Origin of the sequence: Corynebacterium sp. 21KM1197, from assembly GCF_033783015.1 — a bacterium.
GTDB lineage: Bacteria > Actinomycetota > Actinomycetes > Mycobacteriales > Mycobacteriaceae > Corynebacterium.
The window spans coordinates 1,041,273-1,067,254 of record NZ_CP123907.1 but is presented as its reverse complement, the minus strand read 5'-3'; the positions used below and the strand labels follow the sequence as shown (position 1 = coordinate 1,067,254).

At 65.2% G+C, this 25,982-nt stretch carries 23 protein-coding genes; 3 read left to right on the top strand and 20 right to left on the bottom strand.

Annotation, left to right across the window (positions count from 1 at the left end; all coding sequences use genetic code 11):
* Window positions 1-5: 5 nt before the first annotated feature.
* The 14 genes from OLW90_RS05190 to uvrA all read right to left on the bottom strand — a co-directional run bounded on the left by OLW90_RS05190 (window position 6) and on the right by uvrA (window position 14,968).
* On the bottom strand, window positions 6-488 hold the full coding sequence (locus tag OLW90_RS05190; protein ID WP_319651683.1) for an arginine repressor: 483 nt from the start codon (window positions 486-488) through the stop codon (window positions 6-8).
* On the bottom strand, window positions 485-1,678 hold the full coding sequence (locus tag OLW90_RS05185; RefSeq protein WP_319651682.1) for an acetylornithine transaminase: 1,194 nt from the start codon (window positions 1,676-1,678) through the stop codon (window positions 485-487). The genes OLW90_RS05190 and OLW90_RS05185 overlap by 4 nt, the downstream gene beginning before the upstream one ends.
* Window positions 1,671-2,570, bottom strand: coding sequence for an acetylglutamate kinase (argB, locus tag OLW90_RS05180; protein WP_319651681.1), 900 nt, complete (start codon window positions 2,568-2,570; stop codon window positions 1,671-1,673). Before argB ends, OLW90_RS05185 begins: the two co-directional genes overlap by 8 nt.
* Before the next feature lie 14 nt (window positions 2,571-2,584).
* Entirely contained in the window at window positions 2,585-3,736 is a 1,152-nt protein-coding gene (gene argJ, locus OLW90_RS05175; RefSeq protein ID WP_319651680.1) for a bifunctional glutamate N-acetyltransferase/amino-acid acetyltransferase ArgJ, read from the bottom strand.
* A gap of 15 nt (window positions 3,737-3,751) precedes the next feature.
* Window positions 3,752-4,780: an N-acetyl-gamma-glutamyl-phosphate reductase gene (argC, locus tag OLW90_RS05170; RefSeq protein WP_319651679.1), complete on the bottom strand. Its 1,029-nt coding sequence runs from the start codon at window positions 4,778-4,780 to the stop codon at window positions 3,752-3,754.
* Between the two features lie 128 nt (window positions 4,781-4,908).
* Window positions 4,909-7,386 carry a phenylalanine--tRNA ligase subunit beta gene (gene pheT, locus OLW90_RS05165; protein ID WP_319651678.1) on the bottom strand — a complete coding sequence of 826 codons (2,478 nt, stop codon included), beginning with the start codon at window positions 7,384-7,386 and terminating at the stop codon, window positions 4,909-4,911.
* A gap of 17 nt (window positions 7,387-7,403) precedes the next feature.
* Window positions 7,404-8,462, bottom strand: coding sequence for a phenylalanine--tRNA ligase subunit alpha (gene pheS / locus OLW90_RS05160; RefSeq protein WP_319651677.1), 1,059 nt, complete (start codon window positions 8,460-8,462; stop codon window positions 7,404-7,406).
* A 43-nt stretch (window positions 8,463-8,505) separates the two neighbouring features.
* Window positions 8,506-9,324 carry an RNA methyltransferase gene (locus OLW90_RS05155; protein ID WP_319651676.1) on the bottom strand — a complete coding sequence of 273 codons (819 nt, stop codon included), beginning with the start codon at window positions 9,322-9,324 and terminating at the stop codon, window positions 8,506-8,508.
* Window positions 9,325-9,344: 20 nt separating this feature from the next.
* Window positions 9,345-9,668 carry a TM2 domain-containing protein gene (locus OLW90_RS05150; protein ID WP_319651675.1) on the bottom strand — a complete coding sequence of 108 codons (324 nt, stop codon included), beginning with the start codon at window positions 9,666-9,668 and terminating at the stop codon, window positions 9,345-9,347.
* Between the two features lie 74 nt (window positions 9,669-9,742).
* Entirely contained in the window at window positions 9,743-10,132 is a 390-nt protein-coding gene (gene rplT / locus OLW90_RS05145; protein WP_319651674.1) for a 50S ribosomal protein L20, read from the bottom strand.
* A gap of 52 nt (window positions 10,133-10,184) precedes the next feature.
* Complete coding sequence (gene rpmI / locus OLW90_RS05140; protein WP_018118582.1) at window positions 10,185-10,379, bottom strand: 50S ribosomal protein L35; 195 nt, start codon at window positions 10,377-10,379, stop codon at window positions 10,185-10,187.
* 36 nt (window positions 10,380-10,415) lie between these two features.
* The gene (gene infC, locus OLW90_RS05135) at window positions 10,416-10,937 is read right to left on the bottom strand and encodes a translation initiation factor IF-3 (RefSeq protein WP_186337484.1); all 522 of its coding nucleotides are present in this window, start codon (window positions 10,935-10,937) and stop codon (window positions 10,416-10,418) included.
* Window positions 10,938-11,215: 278 nt separating this feature from the next.
* A complete protein-coding gene (locus tag OLW90_RS05130; RefSeq protein WP_319651673.1) occupies window positions 11,216-12,073 on the bottom strand; it encodes a hypothetical protein in 858 nt (285 codons plus the stop codon).
* Between the two features lie 48 nt (window positions 12,074-12,121).
* Window positions 12,122-14,968 carry an excinuclease ABC subunit UvrA gene (gene uvrA / locus OLW90_RS05125; RefSeq protein WP_319651672.1) on the bottom strand — a complete coding sequence of 949 codons (2,847 nt, stop codon included), beginning with the start codon at window positions 14,966-14,968 and terminating at the stop codon, window positions 12,122-12,124.
* Window positions 14,969-15,061: 93 nt separating this feature from the next.
* Between uvrA and OLW90_RS05120 the strand changes: the two genes are divergently transcribed.
* The 3 genes from OLW90_RS05120 (at window position 15,062) to OLW90_RS05110 (ending at window position 18,659) form a co-directional block, all read left to right on the top strand.
* Window positions 15,062-15,661: an MBL fold metallo-hydrolase gene (locus OLW90_RS05120; protein ID WP_319651671.1), complete on the top strand. Its 600-nt coding sequence runs from the start codon at window positions 15,062-15,064 to the stop codon at window positions 15,659-15,661.
* A 59-nt stretch (window positions 15,662-15,720) separates the two neighbouring features.
* Entirely contained in the window at window positions 15,721-16,413 is a 693-nt protein-coding gene (locus OLW90_RS05115) for a DoxX family protein (protein WP_319651670.1), read from the top strand.
* 104 nt (window positions 16,414-16,517) lie between these two features.
* Window positions 16,518-18,659: a HelD family protein gene (locus tag OLW90_RS05110; protein WP_319651831.1), complete on the top strand. Its 2,142-nt coding sequence runs from the start codon at window positions 16,518-16,520 to the stop codon at window positions 18,657-18,659.
* Here OLW90_RS05110 and OLW90_RS05105 read toward each other — a convergent pair.
* The 6 genes from OLW90_RS05105 to rpsA form a co-directional block, all read right to left on the bottom strand.
* Window positions 18,656-19,099 (bottom strand): universal stress protein, encoded by a 444-nt coding sequence (locus OLW90_RS05105; protein WP_319651669.1) that lies wholly within the window; start codon window positions 19,097-19,099, stop codon window positions 18,656-18,658. The genes OLW90_RS05110 and OLW90_RS05105 overlap by 4 nt on opposite strands.
* 38 nt (window positions 19,100-19,137) lie before the next feature.
* Window positions 19,138-19,587, bottom strand: a complete 450-nt coding sequence (locus OLW90_RS05100; protein ID WP_319651668.1) for a universal stress protein — start codon at window positions 19,585-19,587, stop codon at window positions 19,138-19,140.
* Window positions 19,588-19,616: 29 nt separating this feature from the next.
* Window positions 19,617-21,701 (bottom strand): excinuclease ABC subunit UvrB, encoded by a 2,085-nt coding sequence (uvrB, locus tag OLW90_RS05095; RefSeq protein ID WP_319651667.1) that lies wholly within the window; start codon window positions 21,699-21,701, stop codon window positions 19,617-19,619.
* Between the two features lie 25 nt (window positions 21,702-21,726).
* A complete protein-coding gene (gene coaE / locus OLW90_RS05090; protein ID WP_319651666.1) occupies window positions 21,727-22,323 on the bottom strand; it encodes a dephospho-CoA kinase in 597 nt (198 codons plus the stop codon).
* Between the two features lie 3 nt (window positions 22,324-22,326).
* Window positions 22,327-24,351: a glucose PTS transporter subunit IIA gene (locus OLW90_RS05085; protein WP_319651665.1), complete on the bottom strand. Its 2,025-nt coding sequence runs from the start codon at window positions 24,349-24,351 to the stop codon at window positions 22,327-22,329.
* A gap of 149 nt (window positions 24,352-24,500) precedes the next feature.
* Window positions 24,501-25,952, bottom strand: a complete 1,452-nt coding sequence (gene rpsA / locus OLW90_RS05080; RefSeq protein ID WP_152823388.1) for a 30S ribosomal protein S1 — start codon at window positions 25,950-25,952, stop codon at window positions 24,501-24,503.
* Window positions 25,953-25,982: the final 30 nt, after the last annotated feature.

Below are 25,982 nucleotides of genomic sequence, written 5' to 3'. Positions count from 1 at the left end.
AATATCTATTCGTTAGTCCAGGTGCGCAACAAAGAGGCCAATTCCGCCCCCGTCATCGGGTCACGCGCCAAAACAAAAATGGTATCATCACCGGCGATGCAGCCCACGACCTCCGTCATGCCCACGCGGTCGATGAAACTGGCCAGGTACTGCGCCGCCCCCGGCGGGGTGCGCAGCACGGCGATGCTGGCGGAGGAATCCACGGAAACCACCAGTTCCTCCAGCATGCGGCGGAGTTTCTCGCGCGGGCCGGAGAGGGCATCCGGCGGGGAACTCTCCTCCGGGCCCACAGCGTAGAAGGAGCGCGAGCCCTCGCGGCGCACCTTGCGCGCCCCCAATTCATCCAGATCGCGGGAGAGGGTGGCCTGGGTGGCATCGATCCCCTCGTCCAGCAGCAGCTCGGAGAGCTGCACCTGGCTGTACACTCGGGTCGCCGCCAAAATGTCAAGGATTTTGCCTTGACGCGCGGTGCGGGTGGTCACCGTCATGATCCTTTCGCCTCAGTGGGTACATCGAGTCCGTCGAGTACTGCGCCCATGCGGAGCAGCGCCTCATCAATCTCATTGTCCGTGATCACCAGCGGCGGCACCAACCGCAGCACCGACTCCGAGGGGGCGTTGAGGATCAACCCGTGATCGCGGCCCGCCCGCACCGCCTGGGCGGCCACCGGGGAGCGCAGCACCGCCCCCAACATGAGCCCCCGGCCACGCACGTATTCCACCTGCGGCAGTGCCTCAAGGCCCGCGCGCAGCCGCTCACCGGCCTGCCGCACCCGGGCCAAGAAATCCGCATCGACCGTGCCCAGCACCACGCGGGCGGCGGCGCAGGCCACCGGGTTTCCACCAAAGGTGGTGCCGTGATCGCCCAAGCCCAACAGGCGCGCGGCCTCACCATGCGCCAAGCAGGCTCCGATGGGCAGGCCCGCGCCCAGGCCCTTGGCCAGGGTCACCACGTCCGGTATCACGCCCTCGTGCTCGAAGGCAAAGAATTCTCCGGTGCGCCCCACCCCGGTTTGCACCTCATCGAGCACCATGAGGATCCCGTGCTCATCGCACAGGTCCCGCACCGCGCTCAGGAATCCCGCCGGGGCCGGGATCACCCCGGTCTCCCCTTGGATGGGTTCGAGGAAGATCGCCGCCACCTCGGCGGGGTTCGTCTCCACCAGGGTGCGCAAATACTCAGCGTCCCCGTAGGGGAAAAACTCCACCCCACCCGGCAGCGGCTCAAAGGCGGCGCGCTTGGCGGGCTGCCCCGTCAGCGCGAGCGCCCCCATCGTGCGTCCATGAAAGCCATTGACCGCCGCCAGCACCCGACGCCGCCCCGTGCGCCGAGAGAGCTTCAGCGCCGCCTCATTGGCCTCCGCACCGGAATTGCAGAAGAACACCCGGGCGTCCGGCGCCGGAAAGCGCGAGCACAGCGCCGCCCCCACCTCCACCACGGGGCGCGAGGCCACGAGGTTCGAGGCGTGGGTAAGGCGCAGCGCCTGCTCCCCCACGGCCCGGGCCAATTCCTCGTTTCCGTATCCCAGGGAGGCCACCGCAATGCCGGAGAGGAGGTCGATGTAGTCGCGGCCCTGGGCGTCGAAAAGCCGCGCGCCGCGCCCCTCCACCACCTCAAGGACGGGGGTGGGATAGGTGCCCATGAGCACGGTGGGCCAGGTGGCAAGTGTGTCAGTCATGCTGCGCTCCTTCCGGCAGCACCATCGTGCCGATACCGCCCTCGGTGAGTAGTTCCAGGATCACGGAGTGGCTCAGCCGCCCGTCGATGACGTGCGCGGCCCGCACCCCGGACTCCACCGCGTGCAGGCAGGACTCCATCTTGGGGATCATGCCGCTGTCCAGGCTAGGCAGCAGAGTGCGCAGCCGATCCGTGCTAATGGTGCTCACCAGGGAGGAGCGATCCGGCCACTGCGTGTACAGGCCCTCCACGTTGGTGAGCACGAGCAGGCGTTCCGCGCCGATCGCTGCGGCCAGCGCCCCGGCGGCGGTATCCGCGTTGATGTTATACACCTGCCCGTCTGCGCCCGGGGCGATGGTGGACACCACCGGAATCCGCCCGGCCTCGATGAGATCCATGAGCGCGGTGGCGTCCACATCCACGATGTCTCCCACCAGGCCGATGTCCGTGGGTGTGCCATCGATGTTCACCAGCCTGCGCTGCGCGGTAAACAGGCCCGCATCCTCCCCGGAGGTGCCCACCGCATAGGGGCCGTGGGAGTTGATCAGCCCCACCAGGTCGCGGCCCACCTGTCCGAAGAGCACCATGCGCACCACCTCCATCACCTTCGGGGTGGTCACGCGGAAGCCGCCGCGAAACTCTCCTTCCAGGCCCAGGCGGGCCAGCATGGTGGAGATCTGCGGCCCACCGCCGTGAACCACCACCGGGCGGGCCCCGATGGTGCGCAGCAGCACCATGTCCGCGGCAAAGGCGGCCTTGAGTTCCTCATCGACCATCGCGTTGCCGCCGTACTTGACCACCACGATCCGATCCCGGAAATGCTGCAACCAGGGCAACGCCTCCGCCAGGACGGCCGCACGATCCGCCGCGCTCAGCGCGTGAAGTTGTGACATCGCTTCTCTCTCCTTTAGGTGGTGTAAGCCGAGTTGATTTCCACGTAGGCATGGGAAAGATCCGTGGTGTACACCGTGGCGGTGCCCGCTTTCCCCGTGCCGAGGTCAATGGTCACAGCGATGTCCGCGCCACTAAGGTCTACCTCGCGCGCGCCGGGCACGGCGGTGGATTCCTTGCACACGGCGTGGCCGTTAAAACTCACCGCGATATTCTCCGGGTTCATCTCCACCGGGGCCATGCCCACGGCGGCGAGCACCCGGCCCCAGTTGGGATCGGAACCAAACATCGCGCATTTGACCAGGTTATCGCGCCCTACGGTGCGCGCGGCCAGCAGCGCTTCCCGGTTATCCGCCGCGCCGCGCACGGTAATGCTCACCCGCTTGGTCACGCCCTCCGCGTCCGCCTGCATGGCCTTGGCCAGATCATCGCAGGCGCGCAGCACCGCCGCGTCCAGTTCCTCCTGGGTGGGTTGCACCCCGGACTCTCCGGAGGCCAGGAGGATCACCGTATCGTTAGTAGAGGTGGAGCCATCAATGTCCAGCACGTCGAAGGTGCTCGCCGTGGCCCGGCGCAGGGCGGTATCCAGGGCCTGCGGCGTGGCCTGCGCGTCCGTGGTCAGGCACACCAGCATCGTGGCCAGGGAGGGGGCCATCATGCCCACCCCCTTGCCCATGCCGCCGAGCACAAAGCCCGGCCCCTCCACCAGGGTTTCCTTGGGCACGGTATCGGTGGTCATGATCGCCTCGGCCGCCGCGCTGCCGTGCGGCCCCAGCTTATCGACGAGCCCCGCCACCCCCGCGCGCAGCAGGGGCATAGGCAAGGGCTCACCGATGAGCCCTGTGGAGCAGCAGGCCACCGCCTGCGCCTCCGTGCCCAACTCGCGCGCCACGGCCTGCTGAATCTCCTGGGCGTCCACGAACCCCTGCCTGCCGGTGCAGGCATTCGCGTTACCGGCGTTGTACACCACGGCATCGAGCCGCCCATCGGCCACCGCCTGCCTGCTAAGCGTCACCGGGGCGGCGCAGACCTTATTGCGGGTAAACACCGCCGCGGCGCTGCGCTGGCGACCCGTATTGACCACGAGCGCCATATCGGGTGCACCGGAGGGCTTGATTCCGGCCGTGGTGGCCGCCGCCTGAAACCCCTTGGGGGCAGTAATACTCATTATTCTTTCTCCTTGTTAAGGCGCCAGCGCCACCATGGGCAGACCGGAGGTTTCTGCCCAGCCCAGGGCCAGGTTCATGCACTGCACCGCGCCACCGGCCGTGCCCTTGGTGAGGTTGTCAATGGCCCCGGTAATCAGCAGGGTGCCCGCCTCCTCATTGATCTCCACCGCCAGGTGGCACATGTTAGTGCCCTGAATATTCTTGGTATTGGGCAGCTCCCCCTCGGGAAGCAGGTGCACAAAGGGCTCATCGCGATAGAACTCCGCGTACACCTCACGGGGATCCCGGGTTCCCCGCCACGGCGCGACGGCGGTGCTGAGAATCCCGCGCGTTATGGGTGCAAGCACCGGGGTAAAGGAAAGGCTCAGCGATTTATCCGAGAATGCCTGAAGATTCTGCACGATCTCCGGGGTGTGCCGGTGCTTGCCCGCGGTGTTATAGGGGCGCACCCCGCCCATCGTCTCCGCACCCAGCAGCGCCGTGGTGGCCTTCTTCCCTGCGCCCGAAACTCCCGTGATGGAGGTCAGCGTAATCTCCGGGCCGATCAGCCCCGCCGCCACCGCGGGCAGCAGGGCCAGGGTGGCACCGGTGGGGAAACAACCCGGCACCGCTATCCGACGCGCCCCGCACAGCGCCTCCCGCTGGCCGGGTATTTCCGGTAGCCCATAGGGCCAGGTGCCCGCGTGAGCGGAGCCGTAATAGCGCTCCCACTGCGCGGCGTCCTTAAGACGGAAATCCGCCGCGCAATCAATCACCAGGGTCTCCGGGGAAAGGTTGGCTGCCAACTCCGCAGAGTGACCGTGCGGAAGGCAGAGGAACACCACGTCATGCCCGGCCAGGGTTTCCGGGGTTGTCTGCTGAATCACCCGATCCGCCAACTCCGGGGCGAAGGGAAAGGCGTTGCGGCTTCCCGCCGAGGAGTTTCCGGTGAGCGCCCCGATGATAAGGTCACCCGCCCCATAGGCGGGGTGCCCGAGGAGCAGGCGGAGGAGTTCACCACCGGCGTACCCGGTGGCTCCGGCGATGGCTACTGTGATCGACATAACGATCAAGATAGCATATATACGTGTTTATGCAAATTATGCATTTGGTACTGCATGGACAGCCCACAAAGAAACCCGGCACCACCCCTCACCTGGGGCAGCACCGGGCCTCATGCACTCACACGCAGCTATCCGCGCAGATGCGCCCCCCAGCGTTCCTCGGCGCACCGCGCCGCCGCCAGGCGAGCCTCGTTTGCCTCCGCGTCCGTGAGCGTGCGATCCGCCGCGCGGAAGAGCAGGGAGAACGTCAGGGATTTCTTGCCCTCGCCCACCGCGTCAGCACGGTAAATATCAAAGAGCTGCACGTCCTCCAGCAATTCACCGGCCCCCTCCACCAGGGCGGCGCGAATATCCTGCACCGCCACGGCCTCGTCCACCACCAGGGCGATGTCCTGGTGCAGGGCCGGGAACGCGGAGAGCACCGGGGCCGGAGCCTCCTGGGAGAAGGGCAGGGCCGTGAGATCGAGTTCCATCGCGCACAGCCGGGCCGGGAGGTTCATGGCCTCCAGTACCTGTGGGTGGAGTTCACCGGCGTGGCCCACCACGTGACCGTCGATAAGCAATGCCGCGCACCGGCCGGGGTGCCAAGGACGCTCCTGGGCCTGGCGCACCTCTAATTCCACGCCCGCCGCGCGCGCCACCACGCGGGCGGATTCGATGGCGTCCGCGTAGGTATAGGCGCGGCCCTCGCCCCAGGGACCGGCGTACTCGATGTTGCCGCCACCCACGGTGGCCACATGCAGAGGCTGCTCCGGCAGGGAGTCCATCACCGCGCGCACCTCCTCCTCCGAGGGACGCGCCGCCACCGAGGGCATGGGGGTGCGCTCGCCGCGCCGGAAGAACACCTGCTGGATACCAAAGAGGCTTAAGTCCGCGCGCCCCCTGGCCGCGTTGCGGCCCACGGCCTCCAGCATGGCGGGCAGGAGGGTGGTGGCGAGCACGGCGTGATCCGCCTCCAGCGGATTGCGCACGGCCACGGTGCGGCGGCGGGCGTCATCCTGCTCCAACTCCCAGGTATCGAAAATATCCGTGGCGGTAAAGGGCGAGGGAAGAATCTCCGCGTAACCGTGGTAAGCCAGGGCATGGCCGACGGCGCGCCGACGCCGCTGCACCGGGCTCAGGCCACGCCCGCCCTTGGGCGTGGGCAGGATCGAGGGGATGTCCTCCAACCCCTCTAGGCGCAGCACCTCCTCCACCAGGTCGGCATCCATCGTGAGGTCGCCGCGCCAAGTAGCCGGGGTGACCAGGAGGTCCTCGGCGTCCTGCTCCACGGAGCAACCCACCTCGCGCAGGCGGTTGATCACCGTCTCCGCACCGTACTCCACGCCCGCCACCTGCGCGGGGCGGCCGACCGCCATGCGAATCTGCGGCATGGCGGGGATCTCCCCCACCAGCGTGCGGGTGGGCTCGGCCCGGCCTCCAGCGATGCTCACCAGCAGATCGCAGGCCATGTCCAGGGCAACCTCCACCAGGGCCGGATCCACGCCGCGCTCAAAGCGGCGCGAGGCCTCCGAGCTGAGCTTGTGGCGGCGGCTGGTGCGTGCCACCGTGAGCGGGTCCCAGGTGGCGGCCTCAAAGTACACCTCGGTGGTGGACTCGCTGATCTCCGAGATGCTTCCGCCCATCACCCCGGCGAGCGACTGAATCCCGGCCTCATCGCAGATCACCACGTCCTGCGGGTCGAGCGTGCGCTCCACGTGATCGAGAGTGGTGAGTTTCTCCCCCGCCGTGGCGCAACGCACCGTGAGGTCCCCCGCGATCACGCTAGCGTCGAAGGCATGCATGGGCTGGCCCAGGATGAACATGACGTAATTGGTCACGTCCGTGGCCGCATTGACCGGGCGCGCGCCAAAGGCCATGAGTTCCCGCTGCAACCAGAACGGGGACACCGCCGTGGGGTCGATGCCGCTGACCTTGCGCAGGCCAAAGCGCCGCGTCTTGGTCTCCTCCGCCACGGTCACCGCCAGGCACTCGCCGCCGGGCTCCTGGCCCGGAGCTGCCTCGGCGGGGTCCTCATAGTGGAGATCAAAGGCGGAGGCGAGTTCCCTGGTCAGGCCACGCAGACTCAACGCATAACCGCGATCCGGGGTCACGTTCACGTCAAAGATCACGTCATCGAGTCCCACGAGGGGGCGGGCGTCCTCCCCCGGCTCGCCCTCGTCCAGGATGATGATGCCGTCGGTAGCCTTATCCGTCAGCCCCAGTTCCGTGGCCGAGCAAATCATGCCGTTGGAGATGTGATCGTAGGTCTTGCGCGCGGCGATCTTGAAGCCGCCGGGAAGTTCCGCCCCCGGCAGGGACACCACCACCAGGGAGCCCTCTCGGAAGTTGCGGGCACCACAGATAATGCCCTGCAATTCCCCGGTGCCATTGGCCTGGCCCACGTTCACCTGGCAGTACCGAATGGGCTTTTTAAAGCCCGTCAATTCCTCGATCTCCTCCACGCGCCCCACCACGAGCGAGCCGGTGGTTTCCGGATAGGGGGCGTAGCCCTCCGTCTCAAAGCCCACCCGCACGAAGCCGGAATCGAGGTCCTCGGGACTCACCGACCAACCGGTGTTCTTCCGCGCGAGGTGCCGGGTAATGAGGTTCTGTGAAATAAGCACGGTATCTCCTTCGCGCGTTAGGCCTGAATACCAAAGGGCAGGGTGAAACGGATATCGCCTTCAACCATGTCGCGCATATCCGAAAGTCCGTTGCGGAACTGCAAGGTGCGCTCCAGGCCCATGCCAAAGGCAAAGCCGGAGTACTCCTGGGGGTCCACACCCACCGCGCGCAGCACGTTAGGGTTCACCATGCCGCAGCCGCCCCACTCGATCCAGCCCGCGCCGCCCTTCTTATTGGGGAACCACACGTCCACCTCAGCCGAGGGCTCCGTGAACGGGAAGTAATTGGTGCGCATGCGGGTGCGGGTTTCCGGGCCAAAGAGTTCCTTTGCCAGGTGATCTAAGGTTCCGCGCAGGTGTGCCATCGTCAGGCCCCGATCCACCGCCAGGCCCTCTACCTGGTGGAACACCGGGGTGTGGGTGGCGTCGAGCTCATCGGTGCGGAACACGCGGCCCGGGCAGGCGATGTACAGCGGCACCTCCCGGTCAAGCATGGTGCGCACCTGCACCGGAGAGGTGTGAGTGCGCATGACCTGGCCGGAGTCCTCCGCGCCCACGTAAAAGGTATCCTGCAACGTGCGGGCGGGATGGTCGGGAATGAAGTTGAGTGCGTCGAAGTTAAAGTACTCCGCCTCCGCCTCGGGGCCCTCCGCGATCTCCCAGCCCATGCCCACGAAGATGTCCCCAATGGTTTCGCTCAGGGTGGTGATCGGGTGCAGGGCCCCCACCTGCCGCCGAGTGGTGGGCACTGTGACGTCCACGGCCTCGCGGCGCAACATTTCCTCGGCGTGCTTGCGCTCCAGGATCTCCTTGACCTCGGAATAACGCTTTTCCACCCGCCCGCGCGCCTGGTTCACCCAGCGTCCGGCGTCCTTGCGCATGGCCTTGGGCAGGGAGCCCAGGGCTCGGCGCGCCTGCAAGATAGGGGCGGCGTCGGAAAGGTGCTCCTTCCGCGCCTGGGCCAGTTCCTCTAGGTCCCGCACCGATTCCAGGGCGTCAAGGGCCACCTGCGCGGCGCGGTGGAGGGTTTCCTCCGCGATCTCCGGCACAGAGTGCTCAGTATTGTGCTCAGCCACCGTGTCCTCTTCCTGCTTTCTCTCTCCGATTGACCAACTCAGTTTATCCGGCTGCCTGGGCCTGCGTGCGGGCGGACTCATAAAGGCATATCGACGCCGCCGTGGCCAGGTTCAGCGATTCCGCCCGGCCCCGAATGGGAATACGCACCCGGTGATCCGCCTGCGCCAGCAACTCCTCCCCCAGGCCGTGTGCCTCGTTGCCAAAGAGCCACGCGGTGGGCGCCTGGAGCAGGTCACCCGCACCATCCAATTCCACCTCGCCGTCCGCGGCGGTGGCCAGGATCTGCAAGCCCCGGCTGCGCAGGGAATCCAGGACGGACTCCACCTTGACCTCGCGGGCCACCGGAAGATGGAACAGGGAACCCGCCGAGGCTCGCACCACCTTATTACCCTGTGGGTCCACCGTCTCCCCGGCAAAAACCACGGCGTCCGCGCCCATCGCGTCCGAGACCCGAATCAGGGTTCCCGCGTTACCGGGATCGGCGGTGGCCACCGGCACGGACACCAGCGTGGGCTTGCCCGCCAGGGCCCGCTGCATGGGCCACAGCGCCGGGGCACAGACCGCAAAGATTCCGGTGGTGGTCACCATGTCCGTGAGCGAACGAGCCGCCTTATCGCTGATCGGGTGCACGTACACGTTGAGGTACTGCGCGGACTTCACGATCTCCGTACAGCGCTGCGCCGCGTGCTCGGTGACGTACACGTCCGTGGCGGCCCCGGTGGTCACCGCCGCTTCCACCGCGTTCTCCCCCTCCACCAGGAAGGCTCGTGCTTTCCGACGCGCCGCCGCCCGGTGAAGCTTGGCCGCCGCAACAATCCTGGGGGTGCGCTCCGTGAACGGAGCGGAAAAATCAAGAGGCATGAACCCCACCGTACCTGGGCTTAGGTCAATTCCCGGCCATAGGGATCGGTGGTGTAGGTACCGGCGCGCAGCAGGATCAGCACGAAGTCCACGAAGGCCCAGATGCGCACGGCGATCACGATGGGGATGCCGACGATCACGAAGGATAAAAGCCAGCCCACGATGTACAGGCTCAGCTGGGTAATGGCCCGCGAGCGATAGCCCAGGTAAAAGTTATGCACCCCAAAGTGACCCAGGAAAAACGCCAGCAGGGCGGAGAGAATATAGGAACGCGGTGGGACGAAGGTTTCCGCGTGATAGCTGTCATAGTTGGAGTATTGCTGGTGGAACTGCGGCGTGGTCATAGGTATCCAGGGTAGGCAAAAGCCCGCCGAGGTGCATTATCGGCGGGCTTCTTATGGTTGCCTTCTACGGCGCCTTAGGCGGCCTGAGCCTTGGGGGCGTTCACGTCCTCCGGCAGGGCGGCCTTGGCCTTCTCGCAGATAGCGGAGAAGGTAGCAAAGTCATTCACGGCCAGCTCCGCCAGGATCTTACGATCCACCTCGATCTCGGCCAGCTTGAGGCCCTGGATCAGGCGGTTGTAGGTGATCCCGTTCATGCGGGCGGCGGCGTTGATGCGCTGAATCCACAACTTACGGAACTCGCGCTTGCGGGCGCGACGATCCCGGTAAGAGTAGGTCATGGAGTGCAGCCACTGCTCCTTGGCCTTGCGGTAAAGGCGGGAACGCTGACCGCGGTATCCCTTGGCGGACTTGAGAATCTCGCGACGCTTCTTCTTGGCGTTCACTGACCGCTTAACACGTGCCACGGTAATACTCTTCTTTCAAATCTCGTTGGTGGTGTGGGGACAGGTGGCCTGATTAGGCCTGGCCGAGGAGACGCTTGACGCGCTTGGTATCCGGCTTTGCCACATCAACCGTGCCCTTGAGGCGACGGGTGCGGGTGGAGGGCTTTCCCTCCAACAGGTGACGACGACCAGCCTGCTCGCGGCGCAGCTTGCCGGTGCCGGTCTTCTTGATGCGCTTAGCGGTGCCCTTGTGGGTCTTTTGCTTCATGGCTCGATCCTTCACAATCCCTGATTAACGTGTGTCTTACTTCTTACCCTTGCGGACCGGCCCCAGAACCATCGTCATGTTCCGGCCGTCCTGCTTGGGCTTCATCTCCACGACGCCCACCTCTGCGACGTCCTGGGCCAACCGATCCAGCAAGCGGAACCCTAGTTCCGGTCGGGACTGCTCGCGGCCACGGAACATGATGGTTACCTTGACCTTGGAGCCCTTCTCCAGGAACCGGACTACGTTACCCTTCTTCGTCTCATAATCGTGATCGTCGATCTTGGGACGAAACTTCTGCTCTTTGACTACAGTCTGCTGCTGGTTCCGGCGTGCCTCGCGGGCCTTTTGGTCCTGCTCATACCGGTACTTGCCGTAGTCCATGATCTTACAGACCGGGGGCTTAGCCTTCGGGGCGACCTCGACGAGATCCAGGTCTGCCTCATAGGCCAACTTGCGGGCGTCATCAGTACGGACAATGCCTACCTGTTCCCCACCGGGGCCAACGAGGCGAACCTCGGGAACTCGGATTCGCTCATTAATGCGAGCTTCAGCGCTGATGTGTACTCCTCAAGTAGCAGGGTAAATAGTGTTCTTTCGTACCGCACCACATTCAGATATACATACCCAATGAAAAACCTGCATACACTTTCCATGCATGCAGGAGAACATTACGGCCACGCTATACCGCGCGGCTTAACCTGTGGCCTGCCCATAAGGCGGCGTAAGGTGGGATGATCTCCTCTTGCGTCCCAAGCATAACGCTCTGGGCGGTAGTGCCTAAAAATATATCAGGCGCACTTCCACCGCGCAAATCGGCACCAGAATCAGCCTCGGGATCAGCACCCGCGCGAGGCCCGAATATCCCCCTTGGCCAGCAATTCCCGCAGCCCTCGCGCCATGTCATCGAGCATGGCGCGCCCCTCGGACTCCGTCTCATCCTCCGGGTGTACGTACATGGCTATGCCCACGCCATCCACCACGCCCAACTGGCGCATGGTGAACACGCCATCATCATCGGGCCCCCAGCCGCCCTTGAACACCGCACCCGGGAACAAACCCAACCCGTACTTATGTTCCTCGGAGATCTCCCCCATCAGTTCCACCACGGGCTCGGCCCCCTCCACGCACTGCACCTTGGAGGCAAAGAGCGCCTGCCCGCTCAGCGGCCAGGACACCTCGCCAAAGGAAACCCGCGCGCCGCTGTGCCCCCACTGCCGGGCCACGTCGGTGGGGTCGCCGGTGAGCGATAACACCTCCTGCACCGCCGCGCTCGCCTCCGCGCTCTTGCCCAGGGAGTTCCACAACTCCACGGAGGCATCATTATCGGAATAAGTGATGGCCGCCCGAGCGGTGTCATCCTCCGCAGTACCGGCCCGATAGGCCGCGATGGCGATGGGTACTTTGATCGTGGACCACGCCGCTCCCTGCGCGGGGTCCCCGGCGGAATACACCTGCCCCTCCGAGACCACCGCCAGGCCCGCGCGCCCACCGTGATGAGCCACCGCGCCGTCTACCACGCGGCGCAATTCCTTTCCCAGCGCGGATTCTGCGCGAACGCTCCGCGCACTCGGGGGCGCACTCGTGGTCGTGGCCTGCTCCACGTGAGCCATGTGCTCCGGTTCGGTCACGGTGGTGCAGGAGGCACACAGGACACTCACCATGATGGACGCACCGATGATCTGGCACCGACTCACGATCTAGGGCCTCCCAGGGGCTGGTTTTTAGGACGCCCCATCCTATCCTCAGAGCAGCGCCTTGAGGAAATGCCCAGTGTGCGTGCCCTCCACCTCGGCCACCTGCTCCGGGGTTCCCTGCGCCACCACGCGGCCGCCGCCATCGCCGCCCTCCGGGCCCATGTCCACGATCCAATCCGCGGACTTAATCACGTCCAGGTTGTGCTCGATCACGATCACGGAGTTGCCCTTGTCCACCAGGCCCTGGATCACCAGGAGGAGTTTGCGGATGTCCTCAAAGTGCAGGCCCGTGGTGGGCTCGTCCAGGATATATACGGTGCGGCCGTTGGAGCGCTTTTGCAGCTCGCTGGCCAGCTTCACGCGCTGGGCCTCGCCACCGGAGAGCGTGGTGGCGGATTGTCCCAGGCGCACGTACCCCAACCCCACCTCCACCAGGGTGTTGAGGTAGCGGTGGATCGAGGTGATGGATTCAAAGAACACCGCCGCCTCGGAGATCGGCATGTCCAGAACCTCCGCGATGTTCTTGCCCTTGTACGTGACCTCCAGGGTCTCGCGGTTATAGCGCGCCCCACCGCAGGTCTCGCAGGGCACGTACACGTCGGGCAGAAAGTTCATCTCAATCTTGATCGTGCCGTCGCCCTGGCAGGCCTCGCAGCGCCCGCCCTTGATATTAAAGGAGAAGCGCCCCGCCTTATAGCCGCGCACCTTGGCCTCCGGGGTCTCCGCAAAGAGCGTGCGGATCTTATCGAATACCCCGGTGTAGGTGGCCGGGTTCGAGCGCGGAGTGCGCCCGATGGGCGATTGATCCACCTGCACCAACTTGTCCAAGTGCTCCAGCCCCTCCACGCGGCGCGCCCGGCCCGGCACCTGGCGGGCACGGTTGAGTTCATTGGCCAGCACCTTGGCCAGGATCTGATTGACCAGGGTGGACTTGCCGGAACCGGATACGCCCGTCACGCAGGCCAGCACCCCCAGGGGAATCTCCACGTTGATTCCCTTGAGGTTATTCTCCCGCGCTCCCACCACCTTGAGCATGCGGGAGCGATCAATGGCCCGGCGTTGCTCCGGCACCCCAATCGCGCGGCGGCCGGAAAGGTACGCGCCGGTGAGCGATTCCTCGGATTCTAAGACTCCCTCGGGGGTGCCCTGGTAGACCACCTCGCCGCCGTATTCGCCCGCGCGCGGGCCCACGTCCACCAGCCAGTCCGCCGCGCGGATCGTATCCTCGTCGTGCTCCACCACGATCAGGGTGTTGCCCAGGTCGCGCAGCCGTTCCAGGGTGCCGATCAACCGCTGGTTATCCCGCTGGTGCAGGCCGATGGAGGGCTCATCGAGGACGTAGAGCACCCCGGCCAGCCCGGAGCCGATCTGGGTGGCCAGGCGGATGCGCTGGGCCTCGCCGCCAGAGAGCGTGCCCGCGGAACGGTTGAGCGTGAGGTAATTGAGGCCCACGTCCAGCAGGAAGCGCAGCCGGGCCTGAATCTCCTTGAGCACCGCCCCGGCGATCATCTCCTCGCGCTTACCCAGCACCAGGGTGTCCAGGAACGTAAAGGCCTCCTCGATGCTCAGTTCCGTGAGCCCGGCAATGGAAAGTTCCCCGGACTGAGAGGCCAGGCGCACCGCCAGGATCTCCGGGCGCAGGCGGGTGCCCTTGCAGGCCGGGCAGGCGATCTCCCGGGTATAGGCCAGGAGGCGTTCCTTTTGGTTTTCCGTCTCCGCCTGATCCATCTTGCGCTTGAGGTAGCCCACCACGCCCTCAAAGGGTGCCGTCCACTGGCGCACGCGGCCGTAGCGGTTCTTATACCGCACTGTCACCTCGGTCTCGGTGCCGTGGACGAGCGCGGTACGCTGTTCCTTGGTGAGGGCGGAATAGGGGTCCTTGGGGTGGAAGCCCATCGTCCCGGCCAGACCCGCCACGAGTTTTTCAAAGTACTTGTGGTTGGGGCTGGTGTGCCAGGGCTGCACGGCCTGATCCACGGGGGCCTCGGGATCGGGGATCAACAGATCCTCGTCGATCTCGATGGTGGTGCCCAGGCCATCACACTCCGGGCAGGCGCCGAAGGGGCTGTTGAAGGAAAAGGCGCGGGGCTCCAGTTCCTCCACGTGCAGGGCGTGCCCGTTGGGGCAGGCGAGTTTTTCCGAGAATCGGCGCACCCGCTGGGGATCGTCCTCCGGCAGGCTCACAAACTCCATCGCCACCACGCCCTCGGCCAGGCCCAGGGCGGTCTCCACGGACTCGGTGAGGCGCTGCTTCTGCGAGGCCTTGACCTGCAAGCGATCCACCACCACGTCAATATCGTGCTTGATCTGCTTTTTCAGCTTGGGCGGATCGCTCAGCGGATAGACCTCCCCGTCCACCCGCACGCGGGAATAGCCCTGGGCGGCGATGTCCTCAAAGAGGTCCACGAACTCCCCCTTGCGCCGCCGCATCACCGGGGCCAGAACCTGAAACTTAAGCCCCTCCTCCAGGGCCAGAATCTGATCCACGATCTGCTGCGGGGTCTGGCGCTGAATGGGGGCGTCGCACGTGGGACAGTGCGCCGTGCCCGCGCGGGAGAACAGCAGGCGCAGGTAATCGTAGATTTCCGTGATGGTGCCCACCGTGGAGCGCGGGTTGCGGTTGGTGGACTTTTGATCGATGGACACCGCCGGGGAAAGGCCCTCGATGAAGTCCACGTCCGGCTTATCCATCTGCCCCAGGAACATGCGGGCATAGCTGGACAGGGACTCAATGTACCTGCGCTGCCCCTCTGCAAAGATCGTGTCAAAGGCAAGGGAGGACTTCCCCGAGCCGGAGAGCCCGGTGAAAACCACCATCGCCTCCCTGGGTAGATCCACGTCCACGCCCTTGAGATTGTGTTCGCGCGCACCCCGCACTACCAGGCGATCAGCCACAGCGTGTTCCATCCCTTCCACCATTGCAGTAACAAGACTCGAACATACCAACGATACGCTCGGAAGCGCCAGCACCATATACGCTTAACAGGCATGAGCGAATTACAACTGCACCACATCTCCGTGTCCGACATGGACAACAACTGCTACCTGCTCTCCGCCGAGGGCGAGGGGCTGCTTATCGACGCCGCCGCTAACGCCCCGGCGATCCTGCGCATGGCGGAGGAGGCCGGGGTCACCATCACCAAGGTGCTCAGCACCCACCGGCACCGGGATCACACCCGCGCCCTGGCGGAGGTGCTCGACGCCACGGGAGCCACCCATTACGCCCCCTTCCTCGACGCCCCCGCGTTGCCTCGCCCGGTGGACGTGGAACTGCATCACGGCGACGTGATCTCGCACGCCGGGCACGATCTTCCCGTGCTTATCCTGCGCGGCCACACTCCCGGCGGCGCGGCCGTCTCCGCCGAGTTCGGCGGGATCACCCACCTCTTCGTGGGCGATAGCCTCTTCCCCGGTGGGCTGGGCAAGACGACGTCGGAAAGCGACTTTGCCCGGCTCTACAAGGACGTCACCACCAGGATCTTTGACGTCTACCCGGATAGCACCCTGGTACACCCCGGCCACGGCGCGGCCACCACCCTGGGCGAGGAACGCCCGCACCTTGCCGTGTGGTGGGAACGCCGCTGGTAAGCGAAGCGCTAGACTGACTGTTTGTACCTATCGCATATGAAACATAAGGAGTGCGTGCCATGATTCGTAAACTCGCCCGCCCCGCCCTGGCCTCGGTGTACATCGCTGATGGCGCCGATACCCTGATGAACACCGCGAAGCACGTGGAGGCCACCGAATCCGTGCTCAACCGCACCCGGTCCCTGCTGCCGCGCAAGTACGCGCGCCAGGTGCCCCAGGACCCCGAGCTGGTGGCCCGCGCCGTGGGCGGCGCCAAGGTGGGTGCCGGTTCCCTCCTGGCCCTGGGCAAGCTCCCCCGCCTCTCGGCCACCACCCTGGCTCTGTTGGCCATGCCCACCATCGTGGGTCGCCACGCCTTCTGGGAGACCCAGGATCCCCAGGAGAAGAACGCCCGCCGCAAGGGCTTCCTCACCGACGTGGCGCTGCTCGGCGGGCTGGGTATCACCAGCCTGGATAACGGTGGCAAGCCCGGCCTGACCTACCGCGCCTCCGAGGCCGTGAAGTCCGCCACCACCTCCGCCAACGAGAGCGGCTCCGCGCTCAAGGAGTACGTGGAGGAGAACAAGGACGATTGGCTGGCCACCGCGCGGGAGAACGCCGAGGCCGCCAAGAAGAAGGTGGTGAAGGCCGCCGCCAAGGCGCAGGACAAGGCCGAGGCCGCCGCCAACAGCAAGAAGGCCGCTAAGTTCCAAAAGCGCGCCACCAAGGCCCTGAAGAAGGCGCAGAAGAAGCTCAAGAACTTCGAGTTTTAAGCCGCCCCGCGCGCCCGGTGTACCCTTGACGGTTCCATCACCGAGCAAGGAGGACACGCGTGCACGAAAGCGAAGAGATCCGCCGCGAGCAGCAGTACGTGGACATGCTGTTCGCGCGCCTCGACGCCGAGGTGGCCCAGGCCCAACAACGCCTGCGGGACATCGCACTCAATATTGACCCCGCCCACCCCAAGGCGGAGGCCCTGGTTCAGCGCGAGACCGAATATCACTCGCTCAACGCCAAGATAGACCGCCTCAACCTGGCCCAGATGGGCCTGGTCTTTGGGCGCATCGACATCGAGGGCGAGGGGGACAATCCCATCGGCCCCGGCATGGATCGCCGCTATATCGGCCGCATGGGCCTCGACGATCGGGACGATCACTACCGCACCCTGCTGCTCGACTGGCGCGCCCCGATGGCCCGCCCCTTTTACCTCGCCACCACCGCCCACCCCGAGGGGGTTCACCTGCGCCGCCATATCCGCACCAAGGGCCGCGAGGTGGTGGCCGTCGATGACGAGCGCCTGCACGGCGAGGCAGGCGGGGCGGACGGGGCGAGTGAGGCGAACCGGGCGCAGGAAACCCGCGACGGCGTGGCGGGTGAGGCCGCCCTGCTGCACGCCATGCAACGCGCCCGCACCGGAAAAATGCGCAATATCGTGGAGACCATTCAGCGGGAACAGGACCGCATTATCCGCGATGACACCCGTGGAGTGCTCGTGGTGGAGGGCGGGCCCGGCACCGGGAAAACCGCCGTGGCGCTGCACCGAGTGGCCTACCTCCTCTACACCTGGCGCGAGCATCTGGCGCGCACCGGCGTGCTCATCGTAGGCCCCAACCGCGCCTTTTTGGATTACATCTCCCACGTGCTGCCCGAGCTGGGCGAGACTGGCGTGGTGCTCTCCACCGTGAGCGAACTCTATCCCGGCGTGATCCCCACCCGCACCGAGGACGCCCTTTCCCAGGAGATCAAGGGCTCGGAGGAAATGGCCGTGATCCTCGCAGAAGCCATCAAGGATCATCAGCGCCTCCCCGAATCCACGGTGGAACTGCGGATCGATTCCCTACTGCTCGACGTCACCCCGGCGATGGTAAAGAAGTCCCGCACACGCGCCCGCCGCTCCCGACGCCCCCATAACGAGGCCCGCGCGATCTTCCGCGAGCACCTCATCGAACAACTCGCGCAGCAGATGGCGCAGCGCATCGGAGCCGACCCCCTGGGCGGGAGCAACCTGCTCTCCCGCGCGGACGTGGATCAACTCCACGATGACCTCACCGAGGAACCCGGCGTGGCCCGGCTCATCGACGAGTTCTGGCCGGTGCTCACCCCGGAGGGCGTGCTGGGCGGCCTCCTCGATTCCGCCGAGACCATCGCGCGCGTGGCCCGCGACTACGACGAGGAAACCCGCGCCGCGCTCCTGCGCGCGGAACCTGGCTGGGCACCCTCCGACGCCGCCCTCCTCGACGAACTCGCCCACCGACTCGGGCAAGCCCCGGTGGAGAGCACCGACGAGGCGCAGCAGCAGCGCATCGAGGAGGCCCAGGAGGCCCTGGATATTCTTCAGGGCTCCGCGGTGACCGATAACGATGAGGTCTTTGAGGCGGAATACCTGGGCGCCTACGACGTGATCGACGCCGAGACCCTGGCCTCCCGCCAGGAGGAACGCGACGTGCGCACCACCGCCCAGCGCGCGGCGGCCGACCGCCAATGGGCCTTTGGCCACGTGATCGTGGACGAGGCCCAGGAACTCACCCCGATGGAATGGCGCATGGTATTCCGCCGCTGCCCCTCGCGGTGGATGACGCTGGTGGGCGACATCGCCCAAACCGGCTCCCCCGCCGGGGTGGACTCCTGGGCGGAAACCCTGGAGCCCTTTGTGGGCGGACGCTTCCGCCACCACGGCCTCAGCGTGAATTACCGCACCCCCGTGGAGATCATGGAGGTGGCCGCCCGGGTGCTGCGCCGCATTGCCCCAGAGGCCACCCCCGCCACGGCGATCCGGGAATCCGGGTTCCCGGTACGCCACACCGCAGAGGTGCCCGAACGCCCCGAGGACGGCCGCTCCTGGGTCGTGATTACCCCGGAGAACGTATCAGAAAGCAAAGGCCTGGAGTATGACCACGTGGTGGTGGTCAATCCCCAGGCCATTGTGGACGCTTCCCCCCAGGGATGGCAGAACCTCTACGTGGCCATCACCAGGGCCACCCAGACGCTCACCATCGTGGGAGAAGATCCCACGGTTTAGTTCACGGTGTGCACGATCATCACGTCGCAATCGGACTGGCGGGCCACGTCCGCCGGAACGGAACCCAGGAGGCGGCCGGTGAGCGAGTTAATGCCACGGTTGCCCACGATGAGCAGATCGGCGTGGTGCTCATTGACGATCTCCATGAGAGCCTGCACCGGGGTACCCCGGCGAATGGCCGTCTCTACCTTCTGCGCGCCGGTCTCGCGGGCATACTTTGCGGCGGCGTCCAGGTTCTTCTGGGCGGGGTCATCACCCAGAATGGTCACGGAATCCTGGCGCAGCGTCTGCGAGGCTTCTTCCTTGTTCTCGTAGTAGGCGCAGCCGATGATCAGCGTGGCGTCGAAAGCCGCCGCGATCTTGGCGGCGCGCTCCACGGCCAGCATGGAGGACTTGGAGCCATCCGTACCCACCACGATCTTCTGGTAATTCTCGCTCATGAACCTTCCCTCACGTTCGATGTCACTCGGGGTCTAGCTTACGCCTGCTCGGTATTGACGATCATCACGTCCACCGGGGACTTCCGGGCCACGCCGGTGGGGATATTGCCAAAGATCCTCCCGGAGAGGCTGTGCATGCCCTTGTTACCCAGCACCAGCAGGTCCGCCTCCTTCTCCTTGGCGGCCTCGGTGAGCGCCACGATGGGCGCGCCGGAGGTCTTGAACACCTCGATGTCCCGCGCGCCCTCCTCCTCGGCCACGGCGCGCGCCTCCTCCAGGTACTCGTCCGCGCGCTGCTCGCTGACCACGGGCACCGAGGTGGCCTCAGAACCCGGGGAGTTCAAAACCGAGCCGGAGGCCTCGTAGTACGCGCAGATGAGCACCAGTTTTGCCTCGTACACGCGGGCCAGGCTGGCCGCCTTGCGCACGGCCACGAGGGCGGTCTCCGAGCCGTCCGTGCCCGCTGCCACGGTGGTGTAACTAACCATGCTGCTTCACTCACATCCTTGCTTGAGGATTACATTCCCATTTCTTTGATACCACGCAACTCCTTTTTCAGGTCCGCGATCTCATCGCGCAGCCGCCCGGCCAACTCAAACTTTAACTCCCTAGCCGCCGCGCCCATCTGTGCGGTGAGGTCATCGATGAGTTTCTGCACTTCCTGGGCGGGCATGTCCTTGGTGCGCGGGCGCTCCACCGTGGCTGCGGAGCCACCATCGCCCTCCTCGCGCTCGTACACCTGATCCAGGATGTCCGCGATCTTCTTGCGCAGGGGCTGCGGATCAATGCCGTGTTCCTTGTTGTAAGCGATCTGCTTGGCGCGGCGGCGCTCCGTCTCATCGAGGGCGTACTGCATGGAATCCGTCACGGAATCCGCGTACATGATCACCGCGCCGGAGACGTTACGGGCGGCGCGCCCGATAGTCTGGATCAGGGAACGCTCGGAGCGCAGGAAGCCCTCCTTATCCGCGTCCAAGATGGCCACCAGGGAGACCTCCGGCAAATCCAGGCCCTCGCGCAGGAGGTTAATGCCCACCAGAACGTCATATTCGCCCAGGCGCAATTGGCGCAGCAATTCCACGCGCTGCAAGGTATCAATATCGGAATGCAGGTACCGCACCCGAATACCGTTTTCCAGGAAGTAATCCGTGAGATCCTCGGCCATCTTCTTGGTCAGGGTGGTCACCAGCACGCGCTCGTCCTTACGGGTGCGGGTGCGGATCTCCTCCATGAGGTCATCAATCTGCCCCCGGGTGGGGCGGACGTCGATAGTCGGGTCCACCAGGCCGGTGGGGCGAATCACCTGCTCCACGAACTCCCCCCCGGATGCCGCCATCTCATAATCGCCGGGGGTGGCGGAAAGGTAGACCGTCTGCCCCACCCGGTCCTCGAACTCATCAAAGGTCAGGGGGCGATTATCCACCGCCGAGGGCAGACGAAAACCAAACTCCACAAGGTTACGCTTGCGCGACATATCGCCCTCGTACATGCCGCCGATCTGCGGCACGGTCACGTGGGACTCATCGATGATGGTGAGGAAGTCCTCCGGGAAGTAATCGATGAGCGTGGCCGGGGCGGAACCGGCCTCACGGCCATCGATGTGGCGCGAATAATTCTCAATGCCAGAGCAGAAACCCACCTGCTCGATCATTTCCAGGTCATACTCCGTGCGCATGCGCAGGCGCTGGGCCTCGAGGAGTTTGCCGCGATTTTCCAGATCCGCCAGGCGCTCCGAAAGCTCGATCTTGATCTCCGAGACGGCCTTTTCCATGCGCTCCGGACCCGCCACGTAATGCGTGGCGGGGAAGATTCGCAGTTGATCCACGCGGCGGAGTTCCTCGCCCGTCACCGGGTGGATGTAATACAGGGAATCCACCTCGTCGCCAAAGAACTCCACCCGCACGGCCACCTCCTCATAGGCCGGAATGATGTCCACGGTATCGCCCTTCACACGGAAGGAACCGCGCGCCAGGGCTACGTCATTGCGGTCATACTGAATATCCACCAGGAGGCGCAGAAAGCGATCCCGCTCGATCTCCTCGCCCACCTTGAGCACGGCGGAGCGATCCAAATAGGACTGCGGGGTGCCCAGGCCGTAGATGCAGGACACGGAGGAAACCACCACCACGTCGCGGCGGGAGAGCAGAGAGGAGGTGGCGCGGTGGCGCAGGCGCTCCACGTCCTCGTTAATAGAGGAATCCTTTTCAATATACGTATCCGTCTGCGCGATATACGCCTCCGGCTGATAGTAATCGTAATAACTCACAAAGTATTCCACCGCGTTATTGGGCAGTAATTGGCGCAACTCATTGGCCAACTGCGCGGCCAGCGTCTTATTCGGCGCCATCACCAGGGTGGGGCGCTGCTGCTTTTCAATGAGCCAGGCCGCCGTGGCAGACTTACCCGTGCCCGTGGCACCCATGAGCACCACGTCGCGCTCCCCCTTGCGCAGGCGCTCATCGAGTTCCTTAATCGCGGTGGGCTGATCGCCCGCGGGCTGGTATTCGGATACCACCTCAAAGGGCTTATCCGAACGCTCAATATCGCCCACGGGGCGAAACTCGGTGTGGGACAGGACGGGGTGTTCAGCAGCAAAAGCCATGCCCGCAATGCTACCCCCGGCACCGCTAACTCAGGGCGGATAACCTCGCCACCAGAGCCGCCACCTGCTCCTCCAATTCCGCCAGCGTGCCGTTATTATCCAGCAGCACATCGGCGGCGTCACGGCGCGCGGCGTCGTCGATCTGCGCGGCCATGCGGCGGCGCGCGTCCTCCTCCGTGAGGCCCCGGCCACGCAGGCGCTCCACACGGGTATCCGGCGCCACGTCCACCACCACGGTCAGATCCATGCCTCGGTGCAGGCCCTTGTCCACCAACAGCGGCATATCGTAGATCACCACCGACTCCCCGGCACGCTCGGCGGCGTCGAAACGCCGGGCGGTTTCCGCCTCGATGCGCGGGTGCATGATGGAATTAAGCAGTTCCGTGTGCTGGGAGTCCGCGAAGGCCCGCTGCGCCAGCGCCGCGCGGTGCAGGGACCCATCGGGGTGGAGAATATCCTGCCCAAAGGCCTCGGCCAACGCGTTCAGGGCCGGTTGGCCGGGCTCCACGATGTCGCGCGCGATCTGATCCGCGTCCACCACCGGAAAACCCGCCTTGGACAAAAGCGCCGCCACCGTGGACTTTCCGCTACCGATGCCCCCGGTGAGTCCCACCTTCTTCATCGCCTATACCGTCCCCGCCGTCTCTGCTTCCTTGGGCATAACCACCAGCAGTTCCGCACCGGGCTGCACATCGCCGCCGGACTGCCGCGCCTCTACCGCGCCGAACTTCTTGTGGTTGGTCACCAGCACCGGGGTGATCGGGCTATACCCCGCGGCCTCGATGGCCGCTCGATCAAAGCGTACCAGCGGCTGCCCGGCGCTCACCCGATCGCCCTTGGCCACCAGCAGCTCAAAGCCCTTGCCTTCCATGTTCACGGTGTCCACGCCAATGTGAATGAGCACCTGCGCGCCCCCGTCCAGCTTCAGGCCAATGGCGTGGCCCGTGGGGAAGGCCGCCATGACCTTCGCGTCCGCCGGGGCCACCACCGTATCCCCCGTGGGGTCGATCGCCACGCCCTGCCCCACCGCACCGGCGGCAAAGGCGGCGTCCGGGACGTCGCCAAGCGGAAGCACGCGCCCCGCCAGCGGTGCGGCAACGCTTATCGACGCCCCCTGCGCCTGCGGGGTCACCGCGGCGATGCGCTCCTCCTCGGCGGCATTGGCGGCGTCGAGTTCCGCGGCGATCTGGGCGCGCATGTCCTCGCGCTCCTGCTTGGTGCGGTAATCCAGGGCCAGGGTAAGCAGCAGGGACGTGATGAAGGCCGCGCCGATTCCCAGCGCGTATCCCGGCATCGGATCCATCGCGGAGATGGTGAGCAGGGAGGTGAACACAAAGGCGTAGGCCTTGACGTTGAAGATGCCCACGATGATGCCGCCCACGAGGCAGCCCGGCAGCAGGCGCCAGTAGGACTTGCGGAAGCGCAGCAGCACGCCGTACAGGCTTGGCTCCGAGATACCGCCCAGCAGGCCGGCGAACATGCCACCGGCGGAGACCTGGCGCATGGGCTTGTTGCGCTCCTTGATCGAGAGGATCAGCACGCCGGTGATCACGCCGAAGCAGGCGAAGTTCCACGCGCCCATCGGACCCTGGATGAAGTCATAGCCCAGGGTGTTGATGTTCACAATCATGATGGCGTTGAGCGGCCAGTGCAGGCCCAGCGGCACCAGGAAGGGATACAGCAGCGGGATCACCACCGCCAGAATGAACGAGGAGAGATCGTTGAGCCAGAACAGACCCTGGGCGATCGCGTTGCCCAGGCCAATGCCCACCGGGCCCATGATGAAGGCCGTGGCGGGAATGAGAACCAGCAGGGAGATGAAGGGCACGAACACCATCTGCACGGCGGCCGGGATGATCTTCTTCAACCCCTTTTCCACAAAGAACAGCGCGATGGCCGCCAGCAACGGCGGGAATACCTGTCCGCCATAATCCTGGATGGTCATGGGCAGGCCGAACACGTCCACCTGGTACTGAACGGCTCCCTCCACGGCGGTGGGGATCTCCCGGGCCACGTCCTTGAGCCCCATGAACTCCGGGGTGAACAGGGCCGCGGGGATCGCCGCGCCCACCCACTCATTGGCCCCCAGCTTGCGGGCCGCCGTGGCCCCCACCATGATCGGCAGGAAGTAGAACACCGAGCGCCACATGGCATGCAGGAACTGATAGGTGGGCGGCTGCTCACTCATGGGAGCGCGGAAGTCCTGCCAACCCAGGGCATTATCCGCCAGCACCAGCATGGTGATGATCAGCGAGGCTCCTAGCAGCGCCCACAGCACGGGGCGGAAGGTGTCCGAGAGAAATTCAAAGCTATAGTCAATCCAGGAATACTTGCCGCGCACTCCCCCGTATTCCTTGGCGGCGGGCTTCTTGCCCTCGCTATCCCCCAGGGTGGCCATCGCGGGGTCGCGCATGATCTCCGCGTAATAATCCGCCACGCCTCCCCCCATGATGACCTGGAGGCCGGTGCTGCCCTGCTTGACCACGCCGAGCACGGCGGGGTCCTTTTCCAGGGCGGCCACGTTCACCCGGCTTTGATCGTGCAATTGGAAGCGCAGGCGCGTGGCGCAGTGCGTGAGAGACGAGACGTTCGCGGCACCACCGATTTCCGTGATGATGCGCTGGGACGTCGTCGCCGTATTCGAGGACATAAGGTGGTCACCTTTCCACAAAACGACACAAGTATGTCCACATCATAGAACGTTTGATTGAGCGCATAGCAAAACCGCCCGGTAATAACCGGGCGGTTTCAGGGGCGGCAACGGCACTGGAACCGCGCTTGAGCGCGGCTCAGCGAGCCTTAGTTGCCAGCGAGCTTCTCGCGCAGGGCGGCGAGCTGCTCATCGGAAGCCAGGGAACCGGCCTCGGCGTCCTGGGACGCCGGAGCTGCGTCCTGGGACTCGGAGGAGTAGTTGGTGGCATCCTGCTCGGCGGCCTCGGCGGCAGCGGCGCGGTGACGCTCGATCTGCGCGGAGTGCAGCTGGAAGCGGCGCTCGGACTCGGCGTAGCGGGCCTCCCAGGCCTGACGCTGCTCGTCGTAGCCCTCAAGCCACTCGTTGGTCTCCGGGTCGAAGCCCTCGGGGAAGATGTAGTTGCCCTGCTCGTCGTAGGAGTCGGCCATACCGTACTTCGAGGGATCGAAGTCCTCGGTGAAGTCCTCGTCCGCCTGCTTGAGCGAGAGGGAAATACGACGACGCTCCAGGTCGATGTCGATGACCTTGACCATCGCCTCCTCGCCCACATTGACCACCTGGTCGGGCACGTCCACGTGGCGCTGGGCCAGCTCGGAGATGTGCACCAGGCCCTCGATCCCCTCGTCCACGCGGACGAAAGCACCGAAGGGCACCAGCTTGGTGACCTTGCCGGGGACAATCTGGCCCACGGCGTGGGTTCGGGCGAACACGCGCCACGGATCTTCCTGGGTGGCCTTGAGGGAGAGGGACACGCGCTCGCGGTCCAGATCCACGTCCAGCACCTCGACGGTGACCTCGTCGCCCACCGTGACCACCTCGGAGGGGTGATCGATGTGCTTCCAGGACAGCTCGGAGACGTGCACCAGGCCGTCTACACCGCCAAGGTCCACGAAGGCACCGAAATTGACGATGGAGGACACCACACCCTTGCGCACCTGGCCCTTCTGGAGCTGGTGCAGGAACTCGGAGCGAACCTCGGACTGGGTCTGCTCCAGCCAAGCGCGGCGGGAGAGCACCACGTTGTTGCGGTGCTTGTCCAGCTCGATGATCTTGGCCTCGATCTCGCTGCCGATGTAGGGCTCCAGGTCGCGCACGCGGCGCATCTCCACCAGGGAGGCGGGCAGGAAGCCACGCAGGCCGATGTCCAGGATGAGGCCACCCTTGACGACCTCGATGACGGTACCGGTAACCGGCTCGTCGTTCTCCTTGAGCTGCTCGATGGTGCCCCAGGCGCGCTCGTACTGGGCGCGCTTCTTGGACAGGATCAGGCGACCTTCCTTGTCCTCCTTGGTGAGGACCAGGGCGTCGATCTCATCGCCGATCTGCACGACCTCATCGGGATCGACGTCGTGCTTGATGGACAGCTCGCGCGAGGGAATGACGCCCTCGGTCTTGTATCCGATGTCAAGCAGGACCTCATCGTGATCGACCTTCACCACGGTGCCTTCCACGATGTCGCCATCGTTGAAGTACTTGATGGTCTGATCGACCGCGGCGAGGAAATCCTCAGCAGAGCCAATGTCGTTGATGGCTACCTGAGGGACGTTGGTGTTGGGCATATGTTCTTGTGCTCCGAAAGTAAGATAGGA

Excerpts from the sequence above, each read along its gene's own strand:
- OLW90_RS05115 (WP_319651670.1), top strand. The coding sequence starts at position 15,721 with ATGATTCGTAAACTCGCCCGCCCCGCCCTGGCCTCGGTGTACATCGCT.
- argC (WP_319651679.1), bottom strand. The coding sequence starts at position 4,780 with ATGTCGATCACAGTAGCCATCGCCGGAGCCACCGGGTACGCCGGTGGT.
- argJ (WP_319651680.1), bottom strand. The coding sequence starts at position 3,736 with ATGAGTATTACTGCCCCCAAGGGGTTTCAGGCGGCGGCCACCACGGCC.
- OLW90_RS05105 (WP_319651669.1), bottom strand. The coding sequence starts at position 19,099 with ATGAGCGAGAATTACCAGAAGATCGTGGTGGGTACGGATGGCTCCAAG.
- rpsA (WP_152823388.1), bottom strand. The coding sequence starts at position 25,952 with ATGCCCAACACCAACGTCCCTCAGGTAGCCATCAACGACATTGGCTCT.
- uvrB (WP_319651667.1), bottom strand. The coding sequence starts at position 21,701 with ATGGCTTTTGCTGCTGAACACCCCGTCCTGTCCCACACCGAGTTTCGC.
- OLW90_RS05185 (WP_319651682.1), bottom strand. The coding sequence starts at position 1,678 with ATGACTGACACACTTGCCACCTGGCCCACCGTGCTCATGGGCACCTAT.
- OLW90_RS05120 (WP_319651671.1), top strand. The coding sequence starts at position 15,062 with ATGAGCGAATTACAACTGCACCACATCTCCGTGTCCGACATGGACAAC.
- OLW90_RS05085 (WP_319651665.1), bottom strand. The coding sequence starts at position 24,351 with ATGTCCTCGAATACGGCGACGACGTCCCAGCGCATCATCACGGAAATC.
- coaE (WP_319651666.1), bottom strand. The coding sequence starts at position 22,323 with ATGAAGAAGGTGGGACTCACCGGGGGCATCGGTAGCGGAAAGTCCACG.
- argB (WP_319651681.1), bottom strand. The coding sequence starts at position 2,570 with ATGTCACAACTTCACGCGCTGAGCGCGGCGGATCGTGCGGCCGTCCTG.
- OLW90_RS05155 (WP_319651676.1), bottom strand. The coding sequence starts at position 9,324 with ATGCCTCTTGATTTTTCCGCTCCGTTCACGGAGCGCACCCCCAGGATT.
- OLW90_RS05100 (WP_319651668.1), bottom strand. The coding sequence starts at position 19,587 with ATGGTTAGTTACACCACCGTGGCAGCGGGCACGGACGGCTCGGAGACC.
- OLW90_RS05150 (WP_319651675.1), bottom strand. The coding sequence starts at position 9,668 with ATGACCACGCCGCAGTTCCACCAGCAATACTCCAACTATGACAGCTAT.
- rpmI (WP_018118582.1), bottom strand. The coding sequence starts at position 10,379 with ATGAAGCAAAAGACCCACAAGGGCACCGCTAAGCGCATCAAGAAGACC.
- OLW90_RS05110 (WP_319651831.1), top strand. The coding sequence starts at position 16,518 with ATGCTGTTCGCGCGCCTCGACGCCGAGGTGGCCCAGGCCCAACAACGC.
- OLW90_RS05190 (WP_319651683.1), bottom strand. The coding sequence starts at position 488 with ATGACGGTGACCACCCGCACCGCGCGTCAAGGCAAAATCCTTGACATT.